Annotated in this window: 16 protein-coding genes; 8 read left to right on the forward strand and 8 right to left on the reverse strand. The window is 63.1% G+C overall.

Annotated elements, in window-relative coordinates; translation table 11 throughout:
• Position 1: 1 nt before the first annotated feature.
• The 6 genes from J3D46_RS12555 to J3D46_RS12580 are packed head-to-tail and all read left to right on the forward strand — an operon-like array spanning position 2 to position 6,267.
• Positions 2-2,167, forward strand: a complete 2,166-nt coding sequence (locus tag J3D46_RS12555; protein ID WP_253467545.1) for a biotin carboxylase N-terminal domain-containing protein — start codon at positions 2-4, stop codon at positions 2,165-2,167.
• Entirely contained in the window at positions 2,164-3,345 is a 1,182-nt protein-coding gene (locus tag J3D46_RS12560) for an acyl-CoA dehydrogenase family protein (protein ID WP_253467548.1), read from the forward strand. Before J3D46_RS12555 ends, J3D46_RS12560 begins: the two co-directional genes overlap by 4 nt.
• A 20-nt stretch (positions 3,346-3,365) precedes the next feature.
• The gene (locus J3D46_RS12565) at positions 3,366-4,148 is read left to right on the forward strand and encodes a CoA transferase subunit A (protein WP_231341574.1); all 783 of its coding nucleotides are present in this window, start codon (positions 3,366-3,368) and stop codon (positions 4,146-4,148) included.
• A gap of 2 nt (positions 4,149-4,150) precedes the next feature.
• Positions 4,151-4,903, forward strand: coding sequence for a CoA transferase subunit B (locus J3D46_RS12570; RefSeq protein WP_253467551.1), 753 nt, complete (start codon positions 4,151-4,153; stop codon positions 4,901-4,903).
• A complete protein-coding gene (locus J3D46_RS12575; RefSeq protein WP_231341572.1) occupies positions 4,900-5,385 on the forward strand; it encodes a MaoC family dehydratase in 486 nt (161 codons plus the stop codon). Before J3D46_RS12570 ends, J3D46_RS12575 begins: the two co-directional genes overlap by 4 nt.
• 39 nt (positions 5,386-5,424) lie before the next feature.
• Positions 5,425-6,267, forward strand: a complete 843-nt coding sequence (locus J3D46_RS12580; protein ID WP_253467554.1) for a CoA ester lyase — start codon at positions 5,425-5,427, stop codon at positions 6,265-6,267.
• A 61-nt stretch (positions 6,268-6,328) separates the two neighbouring features.
• Here J3D46_RS12580 and J3D46_RS12585 read toward each other — a convergent pair whose 3' ends face one another.
• From J3D46_RS12585 to J3D46_RS12615, 7 genes are read right to left on the reverse strand one after another with little or no spacing between them, the layout of a single operon-like run.
• Positions 6,329-7,441 (reverse strand): Gfo/Idh/MocA family protein, encoded by a 1,113-nt coding sequence (locus J3D46_RS12585; RefSeq protein ID WP_231341570.1) that lies wholly within the window; start codon positions 7,439-7,441, stop codon positions 6,329-6,331.
• Positions 7,426-8,127: a ThuA domain-containing protein gene (locus J3D46_RS12590; protein WP_231341569.1), complete on the reverse strand. Its 702-nt coding sequence runs from the start codon at positions 8,125-8,127 to the stop codon at positions 7,426-7,428. The genes J3D46_RS12585 and J3D46_RS12590 overlap by 16 nt, the downstream gene beginning before the upstream one ends.
• Before the next feature lie 49 nt (positions 8,128-8,176).
• Positions 8,177-9,181 (reverse strand): sugar phosphate isomerase/epimerase, encoded by a 1,005-nt coding sequence (locus J3D46_RS12595; RefSeq protein WP_231341568.1) that lies wholly within the window; start codon positions 9,179-9,181, stop codon positions 8,177-8,179.
• Entirely contained in the window at positions 9,178-10,413 is a 1,236-nt protein-coding gene (locus tag J3D46_RS12600) for a Gfo/Idh/MocA family protein (protein WP_231341567.1), read from the reverse strand. The genes J3D46_RS12595 and J3D46_RS12600 overlap by 4 nt, the downstream gene beginning before the upstream one ends.
• Positions 10,414-10,440: 27 nt before the next feature.
• A complete protein-coding gene (locus tag J3D46_RS12605) occupies positions 10,441-11,340 on the reverse strand; it encodes a carbohydrate ABC transporter permease (protein ID WP_231341566.1) in 900 nt (299 codons plus the stop codon).
• On the reverse strand, positions 11,340-12,272 hold the full coding sequence (locus J3D46_RS12610; protein ID WP_231341565.1) for a carbohydrate ABC transporter permease: 933 nt from the start codon (positions 12,270-12,272) through the stop codon (positions 11,340-11,342). Before J3D46_RS12610 ends, J3D46_RS12605 begins: the two co-directional genes overlap by 1 nt.
• A gap of 4 nt (positions 12,273-12,276) precedes the next feature.
• Positions 12,277-13,596, reverse strand: a complete 1,320-nt coding sequence (locus J3D46_RS12615) for an extracellular solute-binding protein (RefSeq protein ID WP_231341564.1) — start codon at positions 13,594-13,596, stop codon at positions 12,277-12,279.
• Positions 13,597-13,879: 283 nt separating this feature from the next.
• Between J3D46_RS12615 and J3D46_RS12620 the strand changes: the two genes are divergently transcribed.
• Complete coding sequence (locus J3D46_RS12620; RefSeq protein ID WP_231341563.1) at positions 13,880-14,947, forward strand: LacI family DNA-binding transcriptional regulator; 1,068 nt, start codon at positions 13,880-13,882, stop codon at positions 14,945-14,947.
• On the opposite strand, the gene J3D46_RS12625 is transcribed toward J3D46_RS12620, so the two are convergent.
• Positions 14,919-16,379, reverse strand: coding sequence for a lipase maturation factor family protein (locus tag J3D46_RS12625; protein ID WP_231341582.1), 1,461 nt, complete (start codon positions 16,377-16,379; stop codon positions 14,919-14,921). The genes J3D46_RS12620 and J3D46_RS12625 overlap by 29 nt on opposite strands.
• A 105-nt stretch (positions 16,380-16,484) precedes the next feature.
• On the opposite strand from J3D46_RS12625, the gene dxr reads away from it, so the two are divergent.
• On the forward strand, positions 16,485-17,669 hold the full coding sequence (gene dxr, locus J3D46_RS12630; protein ID WP_231341562.1) for a 1-deoxy-D-xylulose-5-phosphate reductoisomerase: 1,185 nt from the start codon (positions 16,485-16,487) through the stop codon (positions 17,667-17,669).
• Positions 17,670-17,684 lie beyond the last annotated feature (15 nt).

Consider the following 17,684-nt stretch of genomic DNA (forward strand, 5'->3'; position numbering starts at 1 on the left):
CATGAGCCTGCCAACAACAGCCACAGCCCCACCCAGCCCGGCATCCACAGCCCACCCCCTCGGTTCCGTGCTCGTTGCCAACCGCGGTGAGATCGCCTGCCGGGTCATCAGGACCTTGAAGGAGCTGGGCATCCGCTCCGTCGCCGTGTACTCGGACGCGGACAAGGATGCCAAGCACGTGGCCCTCGCTGACACCGCCGTCGCCATTGGTGGCACGGCACCCTCCGAGAGCTACTTGAAGATCGACGCCATCATCGACGCATGCCGTCGAAGCGGGGCGGAGGCGGTTCACCCGGGGTATGGCTTCCTGTCCGAGAATCTGGAGTTCGCCAAGGCGCTGGACGCCGCAGGGATCACCTTCATCGGGCCGGGAGTCGGCGCCCTCGAAGTAATGGGGGACAAGATCCGCTCCAAGAACCATGTGTCGGCCTACAACGTTCCCTGTGTGCCTGGGATCGCCAAGCCCGGACTCACGGACCAGGAGCTGCTGGACGCTGCATCGGGCATCGGTTTCCCCTTGCTGATCAAACCGTCGGCAGGTGGTGGAGGCAAGGGCATGCATGTGGTGGAACGTATCGAGGACATGGCTGCCACCCTGCTCACGGCAAGGCGTGTGGCATCATCCGCCTTTGGGGATGACACCCTCTTCCTGGAGCGGCTCATCCGGGCGCCCCGCCACATCGAGGTCCAGGTCCTGGCGGACAACCACGGCAACGTCATCCACTTGGGCGAGCGCGAGTGTTCCTTGCAACGGCGTCACCAGAAAGTTATCGAAGAGGCCCCCTCGGCCTTGTTCGAATCGATGAAGGACGGGGCTGCACAGCGGTCGCGGATCGGTGAGGCAGCCTGCAACGCAGCACGTTCGGTCAACTACAGCGGCGCGGGGACCGTCGAATTCCTGGTGTCCGATGAACACCCTGACGAGTTCTTCTTCATGGAAATGAACACCCGGCTGCAGGTGGAGCATCCAGTCACGGAAATGGTCACCGGCATTGACCTCGTTGAATGGCAGGTGCGGATCGCCGCCGGCGAGGTCCTCACCGTAGCGCAGGCCGACGTCGTACTTAAAGGCCACGCCGTAGAGGCGCGCGTTTACGCCGAGGTGCCCGAACGGAATTTCATGCCGTCCATGGGCCGGATTGTTGGGCTTGCCGAGCATGGTGCCGCGGACCCCGCCGTGTCGGGTCAGCAAAAAGCCCACGCCAACGTGCGGATCGACTCCGCCATGCGGGACGGGCTGGAGATCACGGGCGACTACGATCCCATGCTCGCCAAGGTCATTTCGTGGGGGGTGGACAGGGCCGCGGCGCTGGACACCTTGGACGCTGCCCTTGGCCGGTACACCCTGCTGGGCGTGGACACCAACGTTGAGTACCTGCGCCTGCTGATCAACGATGCCGACGTCCGGGCAGGGCGCCTCGACACCGGGCTGATTGAGCGCAAACTGCCGACCATGGAGTTCAGGCATGCCGGCTTCCGCGAACTGATCGCCGCCGCTCTTACGCTGTGGCTTGAACGCACGGGCTCTGCGGTTGCGGGGGACGCGTGGAAGACTCCCGACGGCTGGCGCGTAGGTGGCCGCGGGGCGTGGACTACCACGCTGGGGGTCCCGGGTGGTGGACTCGCCACAGTGTCCATCACCGAGGAGGGCGGAACCGTGACAGCCACCGTCGACCACGGCTCTGGTGCCGGCGCCGCTGCCCGCGTCAAGGTACTGAACCGCAGTGCGGACACCGTTGTTGTGGAGTTCGACGACGGTCCCGTCACCTTCGCGGTGGGCGTGGCCGTCGACGCCGTCCACGTAGGCAACGATGGCTGGTCCTGCCGGCTTGAGGTCCTGAACCGGGCTGAACGCCTGCGGCGGGTGCTCGCCGGCATCCAGCGGGACGAAGGGGCCGCGGACCCGGAAGTGCGCTCGCCGATGCCCGGAACCGTGGTGTCCGTGTCCGTGGCCAACGGAGATTCCGTAGAGGAAGGCCAAGTGCTTTTGGCCGTGGAGGCGATGAAGATGGAGCACCAACTGGTGGCCTCGGTATCCGGAACTGTCCATCTGAGCAGCAAACCCGGGGACCTGGTCAAAGCAGACCAGGTACTCGCCACCATTCACGTACCCGTCGCCCCTGAAAGCGCGGCCGGAAAGAACACAGACAAGGAAGTCCAGCCATGAGCACCTTTGAAATGAACAGCACTTACGGGCTAACAGAGGAGTACCAGGACCTCAGCGACTCCGTCCGCGAGTTCGCCGACGAGGTGGTTGCGCCCGTCTCGGCCAAGCATGACGAAGAGCACAGCTTCCCGTACGAGGTAGTCAAGCAGATGGGGGAGATGGGGCTGTTTGGGTTGCCGTTCCCCGAGGAGTTCGGCGGCATGGGCGGAGACTACTTCGCGCTGGCCCTGGCGCTGGAACAGCTGGGGCGGGTGGACCAGTCCGTGGCTATCACCCTCGAAGCCGGCGTATCGCTGGGCGCGATGCCGGTGTACCGCTTCGGCACGGATGCGCAGAAGGAACAGTGGCTGCCGGAGTTGGCCTCCGGGCGTTCCTTGGCCGGCTTCGGTTTGACCGAACGCGAAGCCGGATCCGATGCCGGCGGCACCAAGACCAATGCCCATCTGGAGAACGGCGAATGGGTCATCAACGGGAACAAGGAGTTCATCACCAACTCCGGCACGGACATCACCACCCTGGTCACCGTCACTGCGGTCACGGGGCAGAAGGAAAACGCCGACGGCAGCACCAAGAAGGAAATCTCCACCGTCCTGGTGCCCACGGACACCCCCGGGTTCACCGCGGAAAAGCCGTACAACAAGGTGGGCTGGAACGCCTCCGACACCCACCCGCTCACCCTGGACAACGTTCGGGTTCCTGAAGCCAACCTGCTGGGGGAACGCGGCCGCGGGTACGCGAACTTCCTCTCCATCCTTGACGAGGGACGCATCGCGATCGCCGCCCTGGCCACCGGAGCGGCGCAGGGATGCGTGGACTTGTCCGTGAGGTATGCCAAGGAGCGCAGCGCCTTTGGGCAGAACATCGGCAAGTACCAGGCCATCCAGTTCAAGATCGCCCGCATGCAGGCCAGGGCCCACACAGCCCGTTTGGCGTACTACGACGCCGCCTCCAGGATGCTCGCCGGTAAGCCGTTCAAGACCGAAGCGGCCATCGCTAAGATGGTCGCAGGCGAGGCAGCCATGGACAACGCGCGGGACGCCACCCAGGTGTTCGGCGGCTATGGCTTCATCAACGAATTCACGGTGGCACGGCATTACCGCGACTCCAAGATCCTTGAAATCGGGGAAGGCACCACCGAGGTCCAGTTGATGCTCATCGCCCGCGAGCTGGGTCTGTAACCGCACGGGAAGGATCAAGGATGATTGACAAGGTTGTTGCCAGCGCCGCGGAAGCGGTGAAGGACATCCCGGACGGAGCTTCACTCGCGGTGGGAGGGTTCGGTCTATGCGGCATCCCCGTCTCCCTGATCGATGCCCTCCATCAGCAAGGAACCAGCGCTCTGGAGACCGTCAGCAACAACTGTGGCGTGGACGATTGGGGCTTGGGGATCCTCCTTAAGGATGGACGCATCCGCCGGACCATCAGCTCCTACGTGGGCGAGAACAAAGAATTCGCGCGGCAATACCTTGCCGGGGAGCTGGAGGTTGTCCTGACCCCGCAGGGCACGCTGGCCGAGAAGCTGCGCGCCGGCGGCGCTGGAATCCCGGCCTTCTACACCAAAGCGGGTGTGGGAACCCAGGTGTCCGAGGGCGGTTTGCCGCAAAAGTACGACGCCGACGGGAACGTTGCGCTGGCGTCTGCGCCGAAGGAAGTGCGCACCTTCAACGATGCCGACTACGTCCTCGAAGAGTCCCTGACACCGGACTTCGGATTGGTCCACGCCTGGAAGGGTGACCGCCATGGGAACCTTGTTTTCCATGCGACAGCAATGAATTTCAACCCGCTCTGCGCCATGGCGGCCAAGACCACCATCGCCGAGGTGGAAGAGCTGGTGGAACCCGGTGAACTGGATCCGGAACACATCCACACGCCGGGTATCTTCGTACAAAGGGTGGTGGTGGCGCCGTCCAACGAGAAGCGGATCGAGAAGCGCACGGTGGCGTTATCCGGATCGGCAAGCAGCCAACAGGCAGGAGCCTAGCCATGGAATCGAACAGCCTCCAGGACTTGCCGCCCCGCCCCGAAGCCGTACGGCACGAGTACCGTCGCGCCGACGTCGAACATCACGAAGCCAAAGGCTGGACCCGCAACGAACTGGCCGCGCGCGTGGCAAAAGAGCTTGCCAACGGACAGTATGTGAATCTCGGAATCGGGATGCCAACCCTGATTCCCAACTACATTCCGGATGGCGTGGAAGTCATTCTCCATTCCGAGAACGGCATCCTGGGAGTGGGTCCCTACCCGGCCGAGGACAAAGTGGATCCGGACCTCATCAACGCGGGGAAGGAAACGGTGACCACCAACGCGGGGGCGGCATTCTTCGATTCGGCGTCGTCCTTCGGCATGATCCGGGGTGGGCATGTTGATGTCGCTGTCCTGGGTGCCATGGAGGTTGCAGCCAACGGAGACCTCGCCAACTGGATGATTCCCGGAAAGATGGTCAAAGGCATGGGTGGTGCCATGGACCTGGTGTTCGGTGCCAAGAAGGTCATCGTCATGATGGAACATGTGGACCGCAGTGGCAGGCCGAAAATCGTCCAGGACTGCACGTTGCCCCTGACAGGCAAGGGATGCGTGGACCGGATCATCACCGACCTCGCAGTCATTGATGTCGTGAAGGACCAAGGAGATTCCCGTCTGGTCCTCCGCGAGCTGGCCCCCAATGTGACCCTTGAGGACGTGGTGGCGGCCACCGGTGCGGACTTGTTCGAGGAAGACCAGGAGCTCACCGTATGACCCGGGTGGTTGAGCAGCGTGGGCTGTACTTCGACGAACTTGAAGAGGGCGTGATTTACGCGCACAGGCCCGGACGCACGGTCACCGAGACGGACAACGTCCTCTTCACCACCATGACCATGAACACGCAGGCGCTGCACCTTGACGCCGCATGGAGTTCCGGACAACCGTTCGGGCAGCGGCTCATGAACTCCATGTTCACGCTGTCCACCATGGTGGGGCAGTCCGTGGCCCAGTTGACGCAGGGGACTATCATTGCGCAGCTGGGCCTGACTGATGTCACCTTTCCGCACCCGCTGTATCACGGGGATACCCTGTACACGGAAACGGTGATCACCGGCAAACGGTTGTCGTCGTCCCGCCCCGGACAGGGCGTGGTGACCATGCAGCACACCGGTCGCAACCAGGATGGATCAGTGGTGGCGTTGGCCACCCGGACCTGCCTGATGTGGACCAAGGAAGCGCACGCCGCGACGTCTTAGTTCTCCGTACCTGTCAGCACCCCACCAGCAAGGAACTTCATGCACTCTCCCTTCACCATGGGCCCGGCTCTCTTGTTCTGTCCTGCGGACCGGCCCGAGCGTTTCGGAAAGGCCTCTGACCGGTCCGATGCCGTGATCCTGGACCTGGAGGATGCTGTGGCTCCTGCGGACAAGCCGAGGGCCCGCGAAGCGATCCTTGAGCAGCCCGGTGCCGGAGCACTGGAGCCCAGCCGCACCATAGTCCGCGTGAATCCCGTGGGGACGGACGAGTTCGAGCTCGATCTGGAGGCCTTGGCGAAGACGCCCTACCGCACGGTGATGCTGGCCAAGGCGGAAAGCGCTGGGCAGCTCAAGGCTTTGGAGAGATACCAGGTCATTGCGCTCTGCGAAACGGCGGCCGGCATCGTCAACGCTGCTGCAATCGCCGCTGAACCCAACGTCGTAGGACTCATGTGGGGTGCCGAGGACCTGCTGGCTTCCCTGGGCGGGCTCTCCAGCCGGAACGACGACGGCGGGTACCGGGCTGTCGCACTTCACTCACGTTCCGCTGTCCTGCTCGCCGCGAAGGCAGCGGGCAAGGAAGCCATCGACTCCGTGTATGTGAACATCCCGGACCTTGAAGGCCTGGGCGTGGAGTCCCGGGATGCGGTGGCAAGTGGCTTCGGCGCGAAGGCCTGCATCCACCCGAACCAGGTTGCCGTGGTCCGTGAGGCCTACGCCCCTACTCCGGAAGCCGTTGCCGGGGCCACCGAGCTTCTGGACGCAGCGGCCGCCGCGGGCACGGGAGTTTTCCAGTTCAAGGGCAAAATGATCGACGGCCCCATCCTCAAACATGCCGAGGCGACCCTTCGCCGGGCCGGCCTTGCGCGAGACAGCAGTTAATGCCCATGTTTGTCGGGGAAAACATGGGCATTAACTGCCGTCCCGGCGCAGGTATGGAGCGCTAGGCGCGTACCGCCGTCGAGAAATCCGCCAATTGCGTCAGCTCAACAGTGGCGGGCCGTGCGGCCGTGCTCTTGATGGCTACTGATTGTCCGGTCTTGGCGGATTCCAGCACCGACTCCATGACTTCCAGTGCGTGGAATGCCAGCCGGCCGCCGGCCCGTGGCTCCTGTCCGGCCGGAGTCGCGGCGAGGTCTGCAATGCCGAAGCCCCGGCCGGAGTCCACATAGCCAGCGGAGACAGGGAGTGTCTCCCACTCCTGGGCGCCGAGGGCGAAGAGCTGCACGTCGCCCTCGAAGTGGTTGGGGTCCGGCACGATCAGCGACCCCGACTGACCGTGGATCTCGATGTTGGGGCTCTTCGTTTTCACGGCGTCGAAGCTCATGAACATCGTGGACAATGCGCCGGACTCGTGGACCAGGACACCGGTGACGTGCGAGTCGATATCCACCGGTACTTTTTGGCCTTCCCGCGGGCCGGACCCGATGGTGCGTTCGTTGCGGGTGTGGCTCGCCGCGCCCACCACCGAGACCACGGGCCCCAGCAGCGTGACCAGGGCCGAGACGTAGTACGGGCCCATATCCAAGAGGGGTCCGCCGCCCGGCTGGTAGTAGAAGTCGGGGTTCGGGTGCCAGCGCTCGTGACCGGGAGTCGCCATGGTGGCCGTTGCGGAGACCGGTGCGCCGATCAGTCCGTCGTCGATTGCTTTCCGCGCGGTCTGGATACCTGTACCCAGCACCGTGTCAGGTGCGCAGCCAACCACCACACCTGCTGCGGCCGCAGCGTCGAGTACTTCGCGGGCCTCCCCGGTGGTGGCAGCCAGCGGCTTTTCACCGTAGACAGACTTACCTGCGGCGATTGCCTTCAGCGCAATGTCCGCGTGTGCCGCGGGGATGGTCAGGTTCAGGACGAGGTCCACATCGTCCGCGGCCAGGAGCTGGTCCACGGTCAGTGCCCGGACACCGTCGTACGAGTCGGCAACGGCTTGGGCGCGGGCGGGATCCAGGTCCGCGACTGCCACCAGGTTGATGGAATCCAACCGGCGGAAGTTGGCCAGGTACTGGGCGATGATGGCGCCGCAGCCAATGACTCCTACATTTATCGGGATGCCCACAGCATGCCCCTTTCGATGATGGTGCGGACGTTGCTGTCCTGGAGGACTTCCACGCGGTGGCCCGGTGTGCTGACAAAGATCCTGCCCTTGCCCCACTGGCGGGTCCAGATGGCCGGGGACGTCACTTCGCGGTTCCAAGGGTCCCATTCGCGGACCTTCTGGGTGGTGGTGGCCAGGACGTCGATGTAGTCATCACTGAGGACCCAGTACTGCTCCGTGACGAGATCGAAATCGCCGATTCCCTGCGTGATGGGATGACCGGCGCCAGCAGGCAGGATGTTCACGGTGTACGGGACATAGTTGTCCGATTGTTCGCCGATCCGCTCGTCTGCGTGCTTACCTGGGTGGCAGGCAAACTGTCCACCGATCAGGTGCAGGTAGTCGGAGTTGTTGCGGTAGGAATCTGCGATGCCACCGTGCCAGCCCGCCAGGCCCGTGCCATTTTCGACGGCGGCGCGGAGCCCCTCGAATTCGTCCTTCTCAATGGTGGTCATGGTCATGCACTGAACGATCAGGTCCACGCCGGCCATGTAGTCGGGGTCGGCGTAAATCTTGGGGGATTCCTCCACCCGGACGTCGTAGCTGTTGTCCTTCAGGTAGGGAATAAACAGCTCGGTTGCTTCCACCGGCTGGTGTCCGTCCCAGCCGCCGCGGACCACCAGTGCTGTCTTGTTGTTGCTTGTCATGGTTTCCTTCGTTTCGGGGCGTATTCGTTGGAGTCAGGGTTTGCTGCGATCAGCGCGTTGAAAAAGCGGCATCAAAAGCAGTTGCCGGGGGACGGATGGCGGCCAGCTCGCGGACCATGTCCAATGCCTGGGGTGCGCCGACCAGCCGGTCCATGCCGGCGTCCTCCCACTCGATGCTGGTGGGTCCTTCATAGCCAATGGCGTTCAGCGTGCGAAAGATCGGCTCCCAGTTCACATCTCCGTGGCCGGCTGTGACGAAGTCCCAACCACGCCGCGGATCAGCCCACGGCAAATGGGAGCCGAGCCGGCCGTTGCGCCCATTGAGCTGCCGGACGGATTCCTTCACGTGGACATGGAAGATCTTGTCCGCGAAGTCCTGGAGGAACATCACCGGATCCAGGTCCTGCCAGATGAAATGGGAGGGATCGAAGTTCAGGCCGAAGCCTTCCCGATGGCCGATCACCTCCAGCGTGCGCTTGGCAGTCCAGTAGTCGTAAGCAATCTCTGAAGGGTGGACCTCAAGTGCAAAACGGACCCCCACGTCGTCGAACACGTCCATGATGGGATTCCAGCGGTCGGCAAAGTCCTGGTATCCGCGCTCGATCATGGCGTCCGAGGCCGGCGGGAACATCGCAACGCATTTCCAGATGGAGGATCCCGTGAAGCCCGTGACGGTCTTGACCCCAAGCCTGGCAGCTGCCCGGGCGGTGACCTTCATTGCTTCGGCGGCCCGCTGCCTCACGCCTTCCGGTTCGCCATCGCCCCACACTTCCGGGGCAAGGATGTCCCTGTGCCGCTCATCGATGGGGTCATCGCACACGGCCTGCCCGGTGAGGTGGTTGGCGATGGCGTGGACGCTGAGGTGATGCTTTTCCAGGATGTCCAGCTTGGCTTGCAAATAGGTGTCGTCTTCCACAATGCGCTGCGGATCCAGATGGTCGCCCCAACAGGCGATCTCCAAGCCGTCGAACCCCCACTCTCCGGCGAGCCGTGCCACTTCTTCAAACGGCAAATCGGCCCACTGTCCGGTGAAGAGGGTGATGGGTCGGGTCATGATGCTTCCTTGTCGACGTTCTGCCAGCGGCTTGAGTCGTCCGCGCTCGCCTCGACGGCGGCCAGGACCTTTTGCACCTGCAAAGCATCCGCGAACGACGGCGAGGGCTGCTCGCCTGCGCCGATGGCATTGACGAGGTCCACCACCTGGTGCGTGAAGCCGTGTTCATAGCCAAGGCCGTGCCCGGTGGGCCACCAGTTGGCGGTGTAGGGGTGGGACGGTTCGGTGACCATGATCTTCCGGAAGCCTGCGTCGGGTTCCAAGGCCGCATCGTAGTACTGGAGGGAGTTCATGTCCTCGAAATCGAAGGCGATGGATCCCTTGGTGCCATTGAGTTCCAGGCGCATGGCGTTCTTGCGTCCGAGCGCAAAACGGGTGGCTTCGAAGATGCCGATGGGGCCGGAAGGAGCCCCGGCCCCTGCGCCGGCGCCAGCGCCGACGTCGTGCCTTGCTTCAAAGCGGGCGGTGAACAGAGCGGCGTCGTCCACGGTCACCGGACCTCGCGGCCCGTCCGAACCGCCGTGGCCGCCAAGCCCCACGAAGTCGCCGCCCACAGGGCGTTCCTTCACGAAGGTCTCCAGCAGGGCCGAGACACCAGTGATGTTGAGGCCCGTGATCCATTGGGCGGCATCGATGCTGTGTGCACCGATATCTCCCAGTGAACCGGACCCGGACTTGGACTTGTCCAACCTCCAGGTCAGGGGAGCGTCGGCGTCGCTGAGCCAGTCCTGCAAGTACTGGGCGCGGACGTGCCTGATGTCGCCCAAACGGCCGTCGTCCACCATCCGCTTTGCCAGGGCCAGTGCAGGGGTGCGTCGATAGCTGAAGCCGCACATTGACAGCACACCGCGCTCGGCCGCAGCCTGTGCCACAACGGTCATCTTCTCCGCTTCTTCCACGGAGTTGGCCAAGGGTTTCTCGCACAGGACATGCTTGCCGGCCTCGAGGGCGGCAATGGCGATCTCCGCGTGGGTATTGCCCGGAGTGCAGATATCGATGAGGTCGATGTCGTCGCGCTCGATCAAGCGGCGCCAATCGGTCTCTACGGAGGCCCAGCCGTACTTGCCGGCTGCCGACCGTACGCCCTCCGCATTCCTGCCGGCCACGGCCGTGAGTTCAGGGCTGAGGGGCAAGTCGAAGAAGCGCGGTGCCGTCCGCCAGGCGTGTGAGTGTGCTGCGCCCATGAACGCGTAGCCCACCATGCCAACCCGCAGGGGTTTCGGTTCCGTCATGAGGAGTTCCTTTCTGCTGGAAACCAGTTACTTGCTGAATCCGGCCGTCAAACCGCTGAGCAACTGCCGGCGGGCCACCACATAAACCACCAGCAGGGGGAGCGTGGCCAATACGACCGAGGCAAGCACCGCCGGAATGTTGACGCTGAACTCACCCTGGAAGGTCCACAGTGACAGCGGTAGTACCCGGGTTTCCGGGCTTTGCGTGAGGATCAGCGGGAACAGGAATCCGTTCCACACATGGAGTGCGTTGTAGATGCCAACCGTGATGACAGCGGGCTTGGTCATGGGCAGCGCGAGGCGCCACATCATGGCCCAGTCCGAGCAACCGTCCAGCCGCATCGACTCGAACAACTCGTTGGGAACATCCCGCATGAAGTTGGAGAGGATGAGTACGGAGACCGGGATCGCGAAGGCGATGGACGGCAGGATCAAGGCCAGCAAGGTGTCATACATGTGGGCCTTGGTGATCATCCAATAGATGGGGATGATCGTGGCGTGCAGGGGGATGGCCAGGCCCAGCAGGAACACATTGTTGGTCCAGCTGAGGAACCTGCCCTTCCCTCGAACGATCGCGTAGGCCGCCATGAACGCGACGAAAAGCGCCGGAACCACACTGCCCACCGTCACGATGAGGCTGTTGGCGAAGTACCTGGCGAAGTCGTTCTCCAGGACAAGCTTGTAGTTGTCCAGTGTCGGCTCTGCCGGTGGCAACATCGGGTTGGATGTGAAGAACCCTGCCTGGTTCTTCAGGCTGGTGATCACCACGTAGTAGACGGGCACGATGATGATCGCCAACCAGAGCCAGCCGCCCAGGCCGCCCAGGAAGTTGGGCCGCGAGCGGCCGGTCTTGAGGGGCCGACGGCGGGTGGCCACCGGCGCCGGAAGCGGAGCCGGTGCTGTGGGGAGTTGGGTAGTGGAAGCCATTACGCACCTTCCAATTGGCTGGCGTTGCGGTTCTTGCCGCCGAGTCGTTGAAGGAAGAGGGCCAAGGCCAATCCGATGACCACCAGGATCACTCCCAAGGCGCTCGCCGCTCCCATGTCGTTGGCTTTGAAGCCTGTGAGGTACATGTGCAGCGGAAGCAACCTGGTGGAGTAGCCCGGGCCGCCGGCTGTGAGCACGAAGATCAGGTCGAAGTACGCCAGGGATCCCACCACCATGAGGGTGGAGGAAGTGATCATGGTGTATTTGAGCTGCGGCAACGTGATGTTGAAGAACTGCTGGATACGTCCGGCGCCGTCGATTTGCGCCGCCTCATACAGCGAGGTGGGAATCTGCCGCACGCCACCTTGATAGATCAGCGTGTGGAACGGCACGAACTGCCATGCGATCACGAAGACCACCACGAACAGTACGAGGTCGGAGTTACCCAGCCAGTCCTGCGCAAGGAACGGCAGCCCCAGGCCAGGGCCGAGTCCGAAGTTCGGATCCAGCAGGGCCTTGAACGCGATGGCCACGGCGGCCGAGGACAACAGCAGCGGTACGAAGTAGAGCACGGCCAAGGCTGCCCGGTACTTCTGGCTGGCAGCGGTGAAGACACCGAGCAACAGGCTGATGGGTGCCTGGACGATGAAGGAGAAGAACATGATCTTGGCTGTCACCAACAGCGCGTTGCCTGTGACGGGATCGGCCAGGACCGTGTTCCAGCTGGAGAGTCCGTCCAGTTTGATCTCACCAAGTCCGTCCCAGCGGGTGAAGCTGAGGAAAAGGACTCCCAGCAATGGGAGGATGGCGAAGAGCATGAAGAACGCGAGGGCCGGGGCCGCCAGCCAGCCCGACGGACCCTTTTCCAGGGTTCGTCGGGACGGCTGATCCCGCCGGGACAACTGCTCCCGGGTGGTTGTTGTGGTTGACACAGGACTACTTCCCGATCGTCGCGTTCATGGTGGAAGCGAACTGCTCCGGGGTGATCTTCTTCAGGAAGATCTGGTCAAGGTTGGCCAACATCGCATCGCCCTGTGCCGGGGTCAGCGCCTGGTCCCACGAAAGCGTGAAGTCCGGAGCATCCTTGGCCATGCCATAGACGTAGGTCAGGAAGTCCTTGTCGGGGGATGCTGCCAGCTTGTCTTCGATGCCGGTGACCACAGGTACGGCGCCTGAATCGATCAGGCCTTGGACGTTCTCATCATTGAACATTCCGGCCTTGACGTACTCCAGTGCTGTCTTCTTCTGCTCCTCGGTGGCCTTGGAAGACACAGACCAGAAGTTCGACGGGTTGCCTACAACGTTCGCCGGATCACCCTTGCCACCTTCGACGGTGGGGAACGGTGTGTAACCAAGCTTGCCGCTCGAGACGAAGTCGGCTGCGTCCTTCTTCATTCCCTGGTAAATCCAGCTGCCCTGCAGGATCATGGCGGCCTTGCCGGTGTAGAGCAGGGCCTGGTCGGCGTTGCTGTCAGCGGCGATGGAGGAGAAGCCATTGATGAAGCCGCCGGCATCCACCAGTTCCTGGATCTTGGTCAGGGCCTCGATCACGGCGGGATCGGACCAGGCGTCCGGCTTGTTGGCAGCAATATTGGCGAAGACCTCAGGGCCACCAATACGATCCACCAAGTATTCGAGCCACATCAGGTCAGGCCACTTCGACTGCCCGCCCAAGGAGAACGGTGCCACGCCGGCCTCCTTGAACTTGGGCACGAGGGCCATGAGCTCATCCCAGGTCTTGGGGGCTTCGGCGCCGATCTTGTCGAAGACCTCCTTGTTGTAATAGAGCACAACGGGCTGCACTTTGTTGTTCGGCAGTGCGTAGGTTTTTCCGTCGATGACGCCGCTCTCAAGGATGGATGGGAGGTAGCGGCTCTGGACATCGGGGTTCTCCTTGAGGAAGCCCGTCAAGTCGTCCACTTGGCCGGCGTCGACGTAGGACTTGAGGACGCCGCCGCCCCAGCCGTAGACGAGGGTGGGCCCTTGGCCGGCGCCGACGGCGGTGCGGACCTTGGTCTTGTAGGCATCATTGGCGAAGAAGTCGAGCTTGATGGCTGAGTCCGGGTGCGCTTTGTTCCAGGAGTCCACGGATGCTTGGAACACGGGCTGGTCGCCACCTGTCAGTCCCCACATGGTTGCAGAATCCGCCGAGGCTCCCGTTCCGGCCGGGCCGGAGGACCCACAGGCTGCGAGCGCGATCGAGAGTGCGGCTGCAGAAACGGCCATTCCGGCGGTACGCAACTTAAGGTTTTTCATGTGCAGTTTCCATTCGTCCTTCGGGCTCGACGCTGATGGCCCGGTTGTTCGTGTAAAAAGCCACACTTCGCGATGAGGAGATCGACTGCGATCATCCAAACATGCAGATTTTTCGAAATATTTCGATTGTCCTTTCGGAAGTGCCCACCAAACTTAGCCGTGAGCCGCATCACCGTCAAGGTCCAAGAAGGTCTAATTTCAGGGAATTCGACCTTCCATTGACGAACCTGCTCCACATCAATCACACTGATCTAGTCCGAAATATTTCGAAAACAGGAGCGTTGTGGAACGTCATCTCCGCCCGTCCAAGCTCACCTTGGCCGCAGTTGCCGCCGAGGTGGGTGTCTCGGCGCCCACCGTTTCCAAAGTGGTCAATGGCCGCGAGGACGTGGCAGAAGCCACCCGGGCCAGGGTCTTGGCGGCACTGCAGCGCACCGGCTACAAGTCGCCACTCCAACGCAAGAGCATCCCGGAGCACCGTGCGGTGGAGGTTGTCTTCGATTCCTTGAATTCGGCCTATGGGGTGGAAGTCCTCAACGGGGTAATGGAGCACGCTGCAGTGTCCGAGATGGAGGTCATCCTTTCCATCACCGGGCGTCAGGCAGCTTCGCCGCTGGGACCCGAGGAGCGGGCGCAACGCATGATCGACGAAGGCCGTGCAGGCATGATCGTGGTGACCTCTGCGTTCGGATCTGCCCAGTTGGAGGCGTTCAAGCGTCGCCAGATCCCCATCGTGGTGGTTGATCCACTGAATCCGCCGCCCGCCGACGTCTTCAGCGTTGGCGCCAGCAATTGGGCCGGTGGCAAGGCCGCGGCATCCCACCTGTTGGAGTTGGGGCATCGAAGAATCGCCTATGTTGGCGGCCCCTCGACCGCGGAGTGCAGCCAAGCCCGCTTGCATGGCTACATGGCCGCGCTGATGGCAGGGGGCGTAGCTGTGGACGACGAGTATGTTTCCGCCGGTCCCTTCAAACCGGAAAACGGGGTACGCGCCATGAAGGCCCTGTTGGCGCTCGACGATCCGCCCACCGCCATCTTCGCCGGCAGCGACAGCATCGCCCTTGGCGTCCTGGCTGAAGCGCGCCGTCAGAATGTGCGCATACCCGAGGAGATGAGCCTGGTTGGCTTCGATGGCACACACCAGGCTGAAGAATCCGTACCGCCGCTGACGTCAGTGTCACAGCCGTTGCAGGAGATGGGCCGCTCCGCGCTGAGCTTCATCCTCCGTCAAAAAAACGGCGAGGAGATCGACTCACGCAGGGTGGAACTGGCCACCCATCTGGTCGTCCGGGAGTCCACCGCACCACCGCGGGCGTCGAGCGCTAGGGAAGCTTTCGCCGTCGAAGGTTGAGCTGCATCGGCGGAATGGCGTCATACAGCAGTACCCGCACCCAGCGTTCGCCGGTGTCACGGAACTCCCCGCGGCTGGCAAAACGGTAAAGGTAGCTGCGCGCGCGCACCCACTGCGGGCGTTCGCCGTCGAACGGGTCCTGGCGGAGCAGCGCAAGGGTCGGCTTGTCGGCCTCCAGAAGCTTGTCCAGGAAGGCGTGGAACCAGTCCTCGTGGACAGTTCGCAGGGGCAGGAACCACATCAGCCAATCGAGCCGGAGGTGGTACGGCGCCCATTGCCGTGGGAGTCGCCGGACATCACCAGGTTTGCCCTTGAAGCCGTACTCAAGCCACCGGTCATCAGGAGCATCCGGCTCCTCAGAAGTAGTGCCCTCCACTACGATTTCGATTCGCTGCTTGGTCACCGTGCCGAATGCTCCATAGGCATTGACCAGGCGCCAACGGTTGAAACTGGCATTCATGAGCTGCCGGCTCGAGAACAGGTTCAGGAGTGGGCGGTAGCTCAGCGCCAGCAACAGGATCGTGACGGCCCCGACGACGGCGAGCCACCACGCCGGGGTATCGGCACCCTGGTGCCACTCAAGGGGGATCAAGGGAACAACGGCATGCGCCACCGGATCGCTCACAGCCGCGAAAGCCAAGACGATCGCCACCCAGTTCAGCCAGGCGAAGTTTCCGGACGCCACCAGCCACAGTTGGGTCACGATGATGATGCCGGCGGCAATGCTGGCCAACGGCTGCGGTGCGAACAGGAAAAAGGGCACCACCAGTTGCGCGAAGTGGTTGCCCGCCACCTCCACTTTGTGCAAAGGCGGAGGCAAGAGATGCGCCTGCCTGCTGAGCGGCCCGGGCATGGGCTGAGTCTCATGGTGGTAGAACATCGCCGTCATGTCCCGCCACTCACGGCCGCCGCGAATCTTGATCATGCCCGCACCAAACTCAAGCCTGAACACCAGCCACGCAACCAGGACCAAGATGGTGGTGGGTGGGGGAGTCTGGTCCGAACCAAGGAATGCCACCGTGAATCCGGCTTCGAGGAGCAGGATCTCCCAACCAAAGCCGTAGAACGCCTGGCCGACGTTGACCACCGACATGTAGAGGAACCACAGGGCAAGGAACGCCAGCATGGGCAGCCATGGTGGGCCTGTTTGTGGGAGGCCGACCACCAGGACGGCTGCGACTGCGATACCCGCCCAACACACGGCCTTGAGCAGTGCATCCGAGTATCGCCACCGGAAAAGCGTGGGCCTGGCCAGCCGGCGGGCCATGTCCAGGAAGTCCGGTACGGGCAAGAGGCCGTGCTCCCCGAGCAGAGCGGGGAACTGGTTGAGGGTGGAGAGGAACGCGATCAGGTACAGCGCAGCCGTTCCGCGCTGCAACACTTGCCGGGCGAATTCATAGTCCCGCGCATCAAACCAGGACAGCCACTCCACGGTTCCACGGTACGCGCGGGACATTGGTGGTCAAGCACTCCTGGTTTTTCCACGTGGGAAGCCCATCCGTTCGCGGCTCTCTGTACTGACTGGGATACTTGAACCATGCAGCCGCGCAAGATCGTCATCCTCGGGTCCACCGGTTCCATCGGCACACAAGCGATTGACGTCGTCGATGCTGCCCCGCACCGTTTCGAGGTGGTGGCGCTCAGCGCCGGCGGAGGGAACCTGGAACTCATCGCCCAGCAGGCGGTCCACACCCGTGCGCAGGCTGTCGGAATTGCGCAGGGGGATCCAGCCACCCTGCGGCAACTGATCGACTCGGCAGCCTCAGCCGCAGGCGTGCGGGACTTCGCGCCGGAGATCTTTGTCGGACCGGACGCATCTACACAGGTCGCCGCCATCGAGTGCGACGTGGTCCTCAACGGCATCACCGGTTCCATTGGCCTGGCGCCCACCCTGGCCGCGCTCGGCACCGGAGCCACGCTGGCGCTGGCCAACAAGGAATCCCTGATCGTCGGTGGGGCGCTGGTGAAAGCGGCCGCCCGCCCCGGCCAGATAGTTCCCGTCGATTCCGAGCATTCCGCCATTGCCCAGTGCCTGCGTTCCGGCACTGGGCAGGAAGTCGAAAAACTGATCCTGACTGCCTCAGGGGGGCCGTTCCGCGGACGCACCCGCGAGCAATTGCACCACGTCACGCCGCGGGAGGCACTGGCGCACCCCACCTGGGACATGGGACTGATGGTCACCACCAACTCCGCCAGCCTGGTCAACAAGGGCCTGGAAGTCATCGAGGCCCACTTGTTGTTTGATGTTCCTTTGGACAGGATCGACGTCGTCGTCCACCCCCAGTCGGTGGTGCATTCCATGGTCCAGTTCGTGGACGGATCCATCATTGCCCAGGCCTCGCCTCCAGACATGCGGCTGCCGATCGCCTTGGGTCTCGCCTGGCCGGAACGGGTCCCGCGCGCCGCCAAGCCGTGCGACTGGAGCAAGGCCACCAGCTGGACCTTCGAGCCCCTGGACACTGTGGCTTTCCCGGCCGTGGACCTCGCCAAGGACGCTGCCAAACAGGGCAGCACTTTCCCTGCAGTGTTCAATGCCGCCAACGAGGAAGCCGTGCAGGCCTTCCACGCCGGCCGCATCCGCTTCACGGACATCGTGGATACCGTGGAGTCCGTCCTCAGTGAACATTCAGGCTCCTCCGAGCTAACGGTGGAGTCCGTGCTGGATGCTGAGAAGTGGGCACGTGCCCGTACCCTCGATCGTTTAGCCAGCAGCGCCCTCTAGCGCACAAACCCTTAT

The organism is Paenarthrobacter sp. A20, from assembly GCF_024168825.1.
Classification (GTDB): Bacteria; Actinomycetota; Actinomycetes; order Actinomycetales; family Micrococcaceae; genus Arthrobacter.

Coding starts and splice junctions, on each gene's coding strand:
- J3D46_RS12590 (WP_231341569.1), bottom strand. CDS start 8,127: ATGACAAGCAACAACAAGACAGCACTGGTGGTCCGCGGCGGCTGGGAC.
- J3D46_RS12555 (WP_253467545.1), top strand. CDS start 2: ATGAGCCTGCCAACAACAGCCACAGCCCCACCCAGCCCGGCATCCACA.
- J3D46_RS12615 (WP_231341564.1), bottom strand. CDS start 13,596: ATGAAAAACCTTAAGTTGCGTACCGCCGGAATGGCCGTTTCTGCAGCC.
- J3D46_RS12580 (WP_253467554.1), top strand. CDS start 5,425: ATGCACTCTCCCTTCACCATGGGCCCGGCTCTCTTGTTCTGTCCTGCG.
- J3D46_RS12560 (WP_253467548.1), top strand. CDS start 2,164: ATGAGCACCTTTGAAATGAACAGCACTTACGGGCTAACAGAGGAGTAC.
- J3D46_RS12570 (WP_253467551.1), top strand. CDS start 4,151: ATGGAATCGAACAGCCTCCAGGACTTGCCGCCCCGCCCCGAAGCCGTA.
- J3D46_RS12600 (WP_231341567.1), bottom strand. CDS start 10,413: ATGACGGAACCGAAACCCCTGCGGGTTGGCATGGTGGGCTACGCGTTC.
- J3D46_RS12565 (WP_231341574.1), top strand. CDS start 3,366: ATGATTGACAAGGTTGTTGCCAGCGCCGCGGAAGCGGTGAAGGACATC.
- J3D46_RS12595 (WP_231341568.1), bottom strand. CDS start 9,181: ATGACCCGACCCATCACCCTCTTCACCGGACAGTGGGCCGATTTGCCG.
- J3D46_RS12575 (WP_231341572.1), top strand. CDS start 4,900: ATGACCCGGGTGGTTGAGCAGCGTGGGCTGTACTTCGACGAACTTGAA.
- J3D46_RS12605 (WP_231341566.1), bottom strand. CDS start 11,340: ATGGCTTCCACTACCCAACTCCCCACAGCACCGGCTCCGCTTCCGGCG.
- dxr (WP_231341562.1), top strand. CDS start 16,485: ATGCAGCCGCGCAAGATCGTCATCCTCGGGTCCACCGGTTCCATCGGC.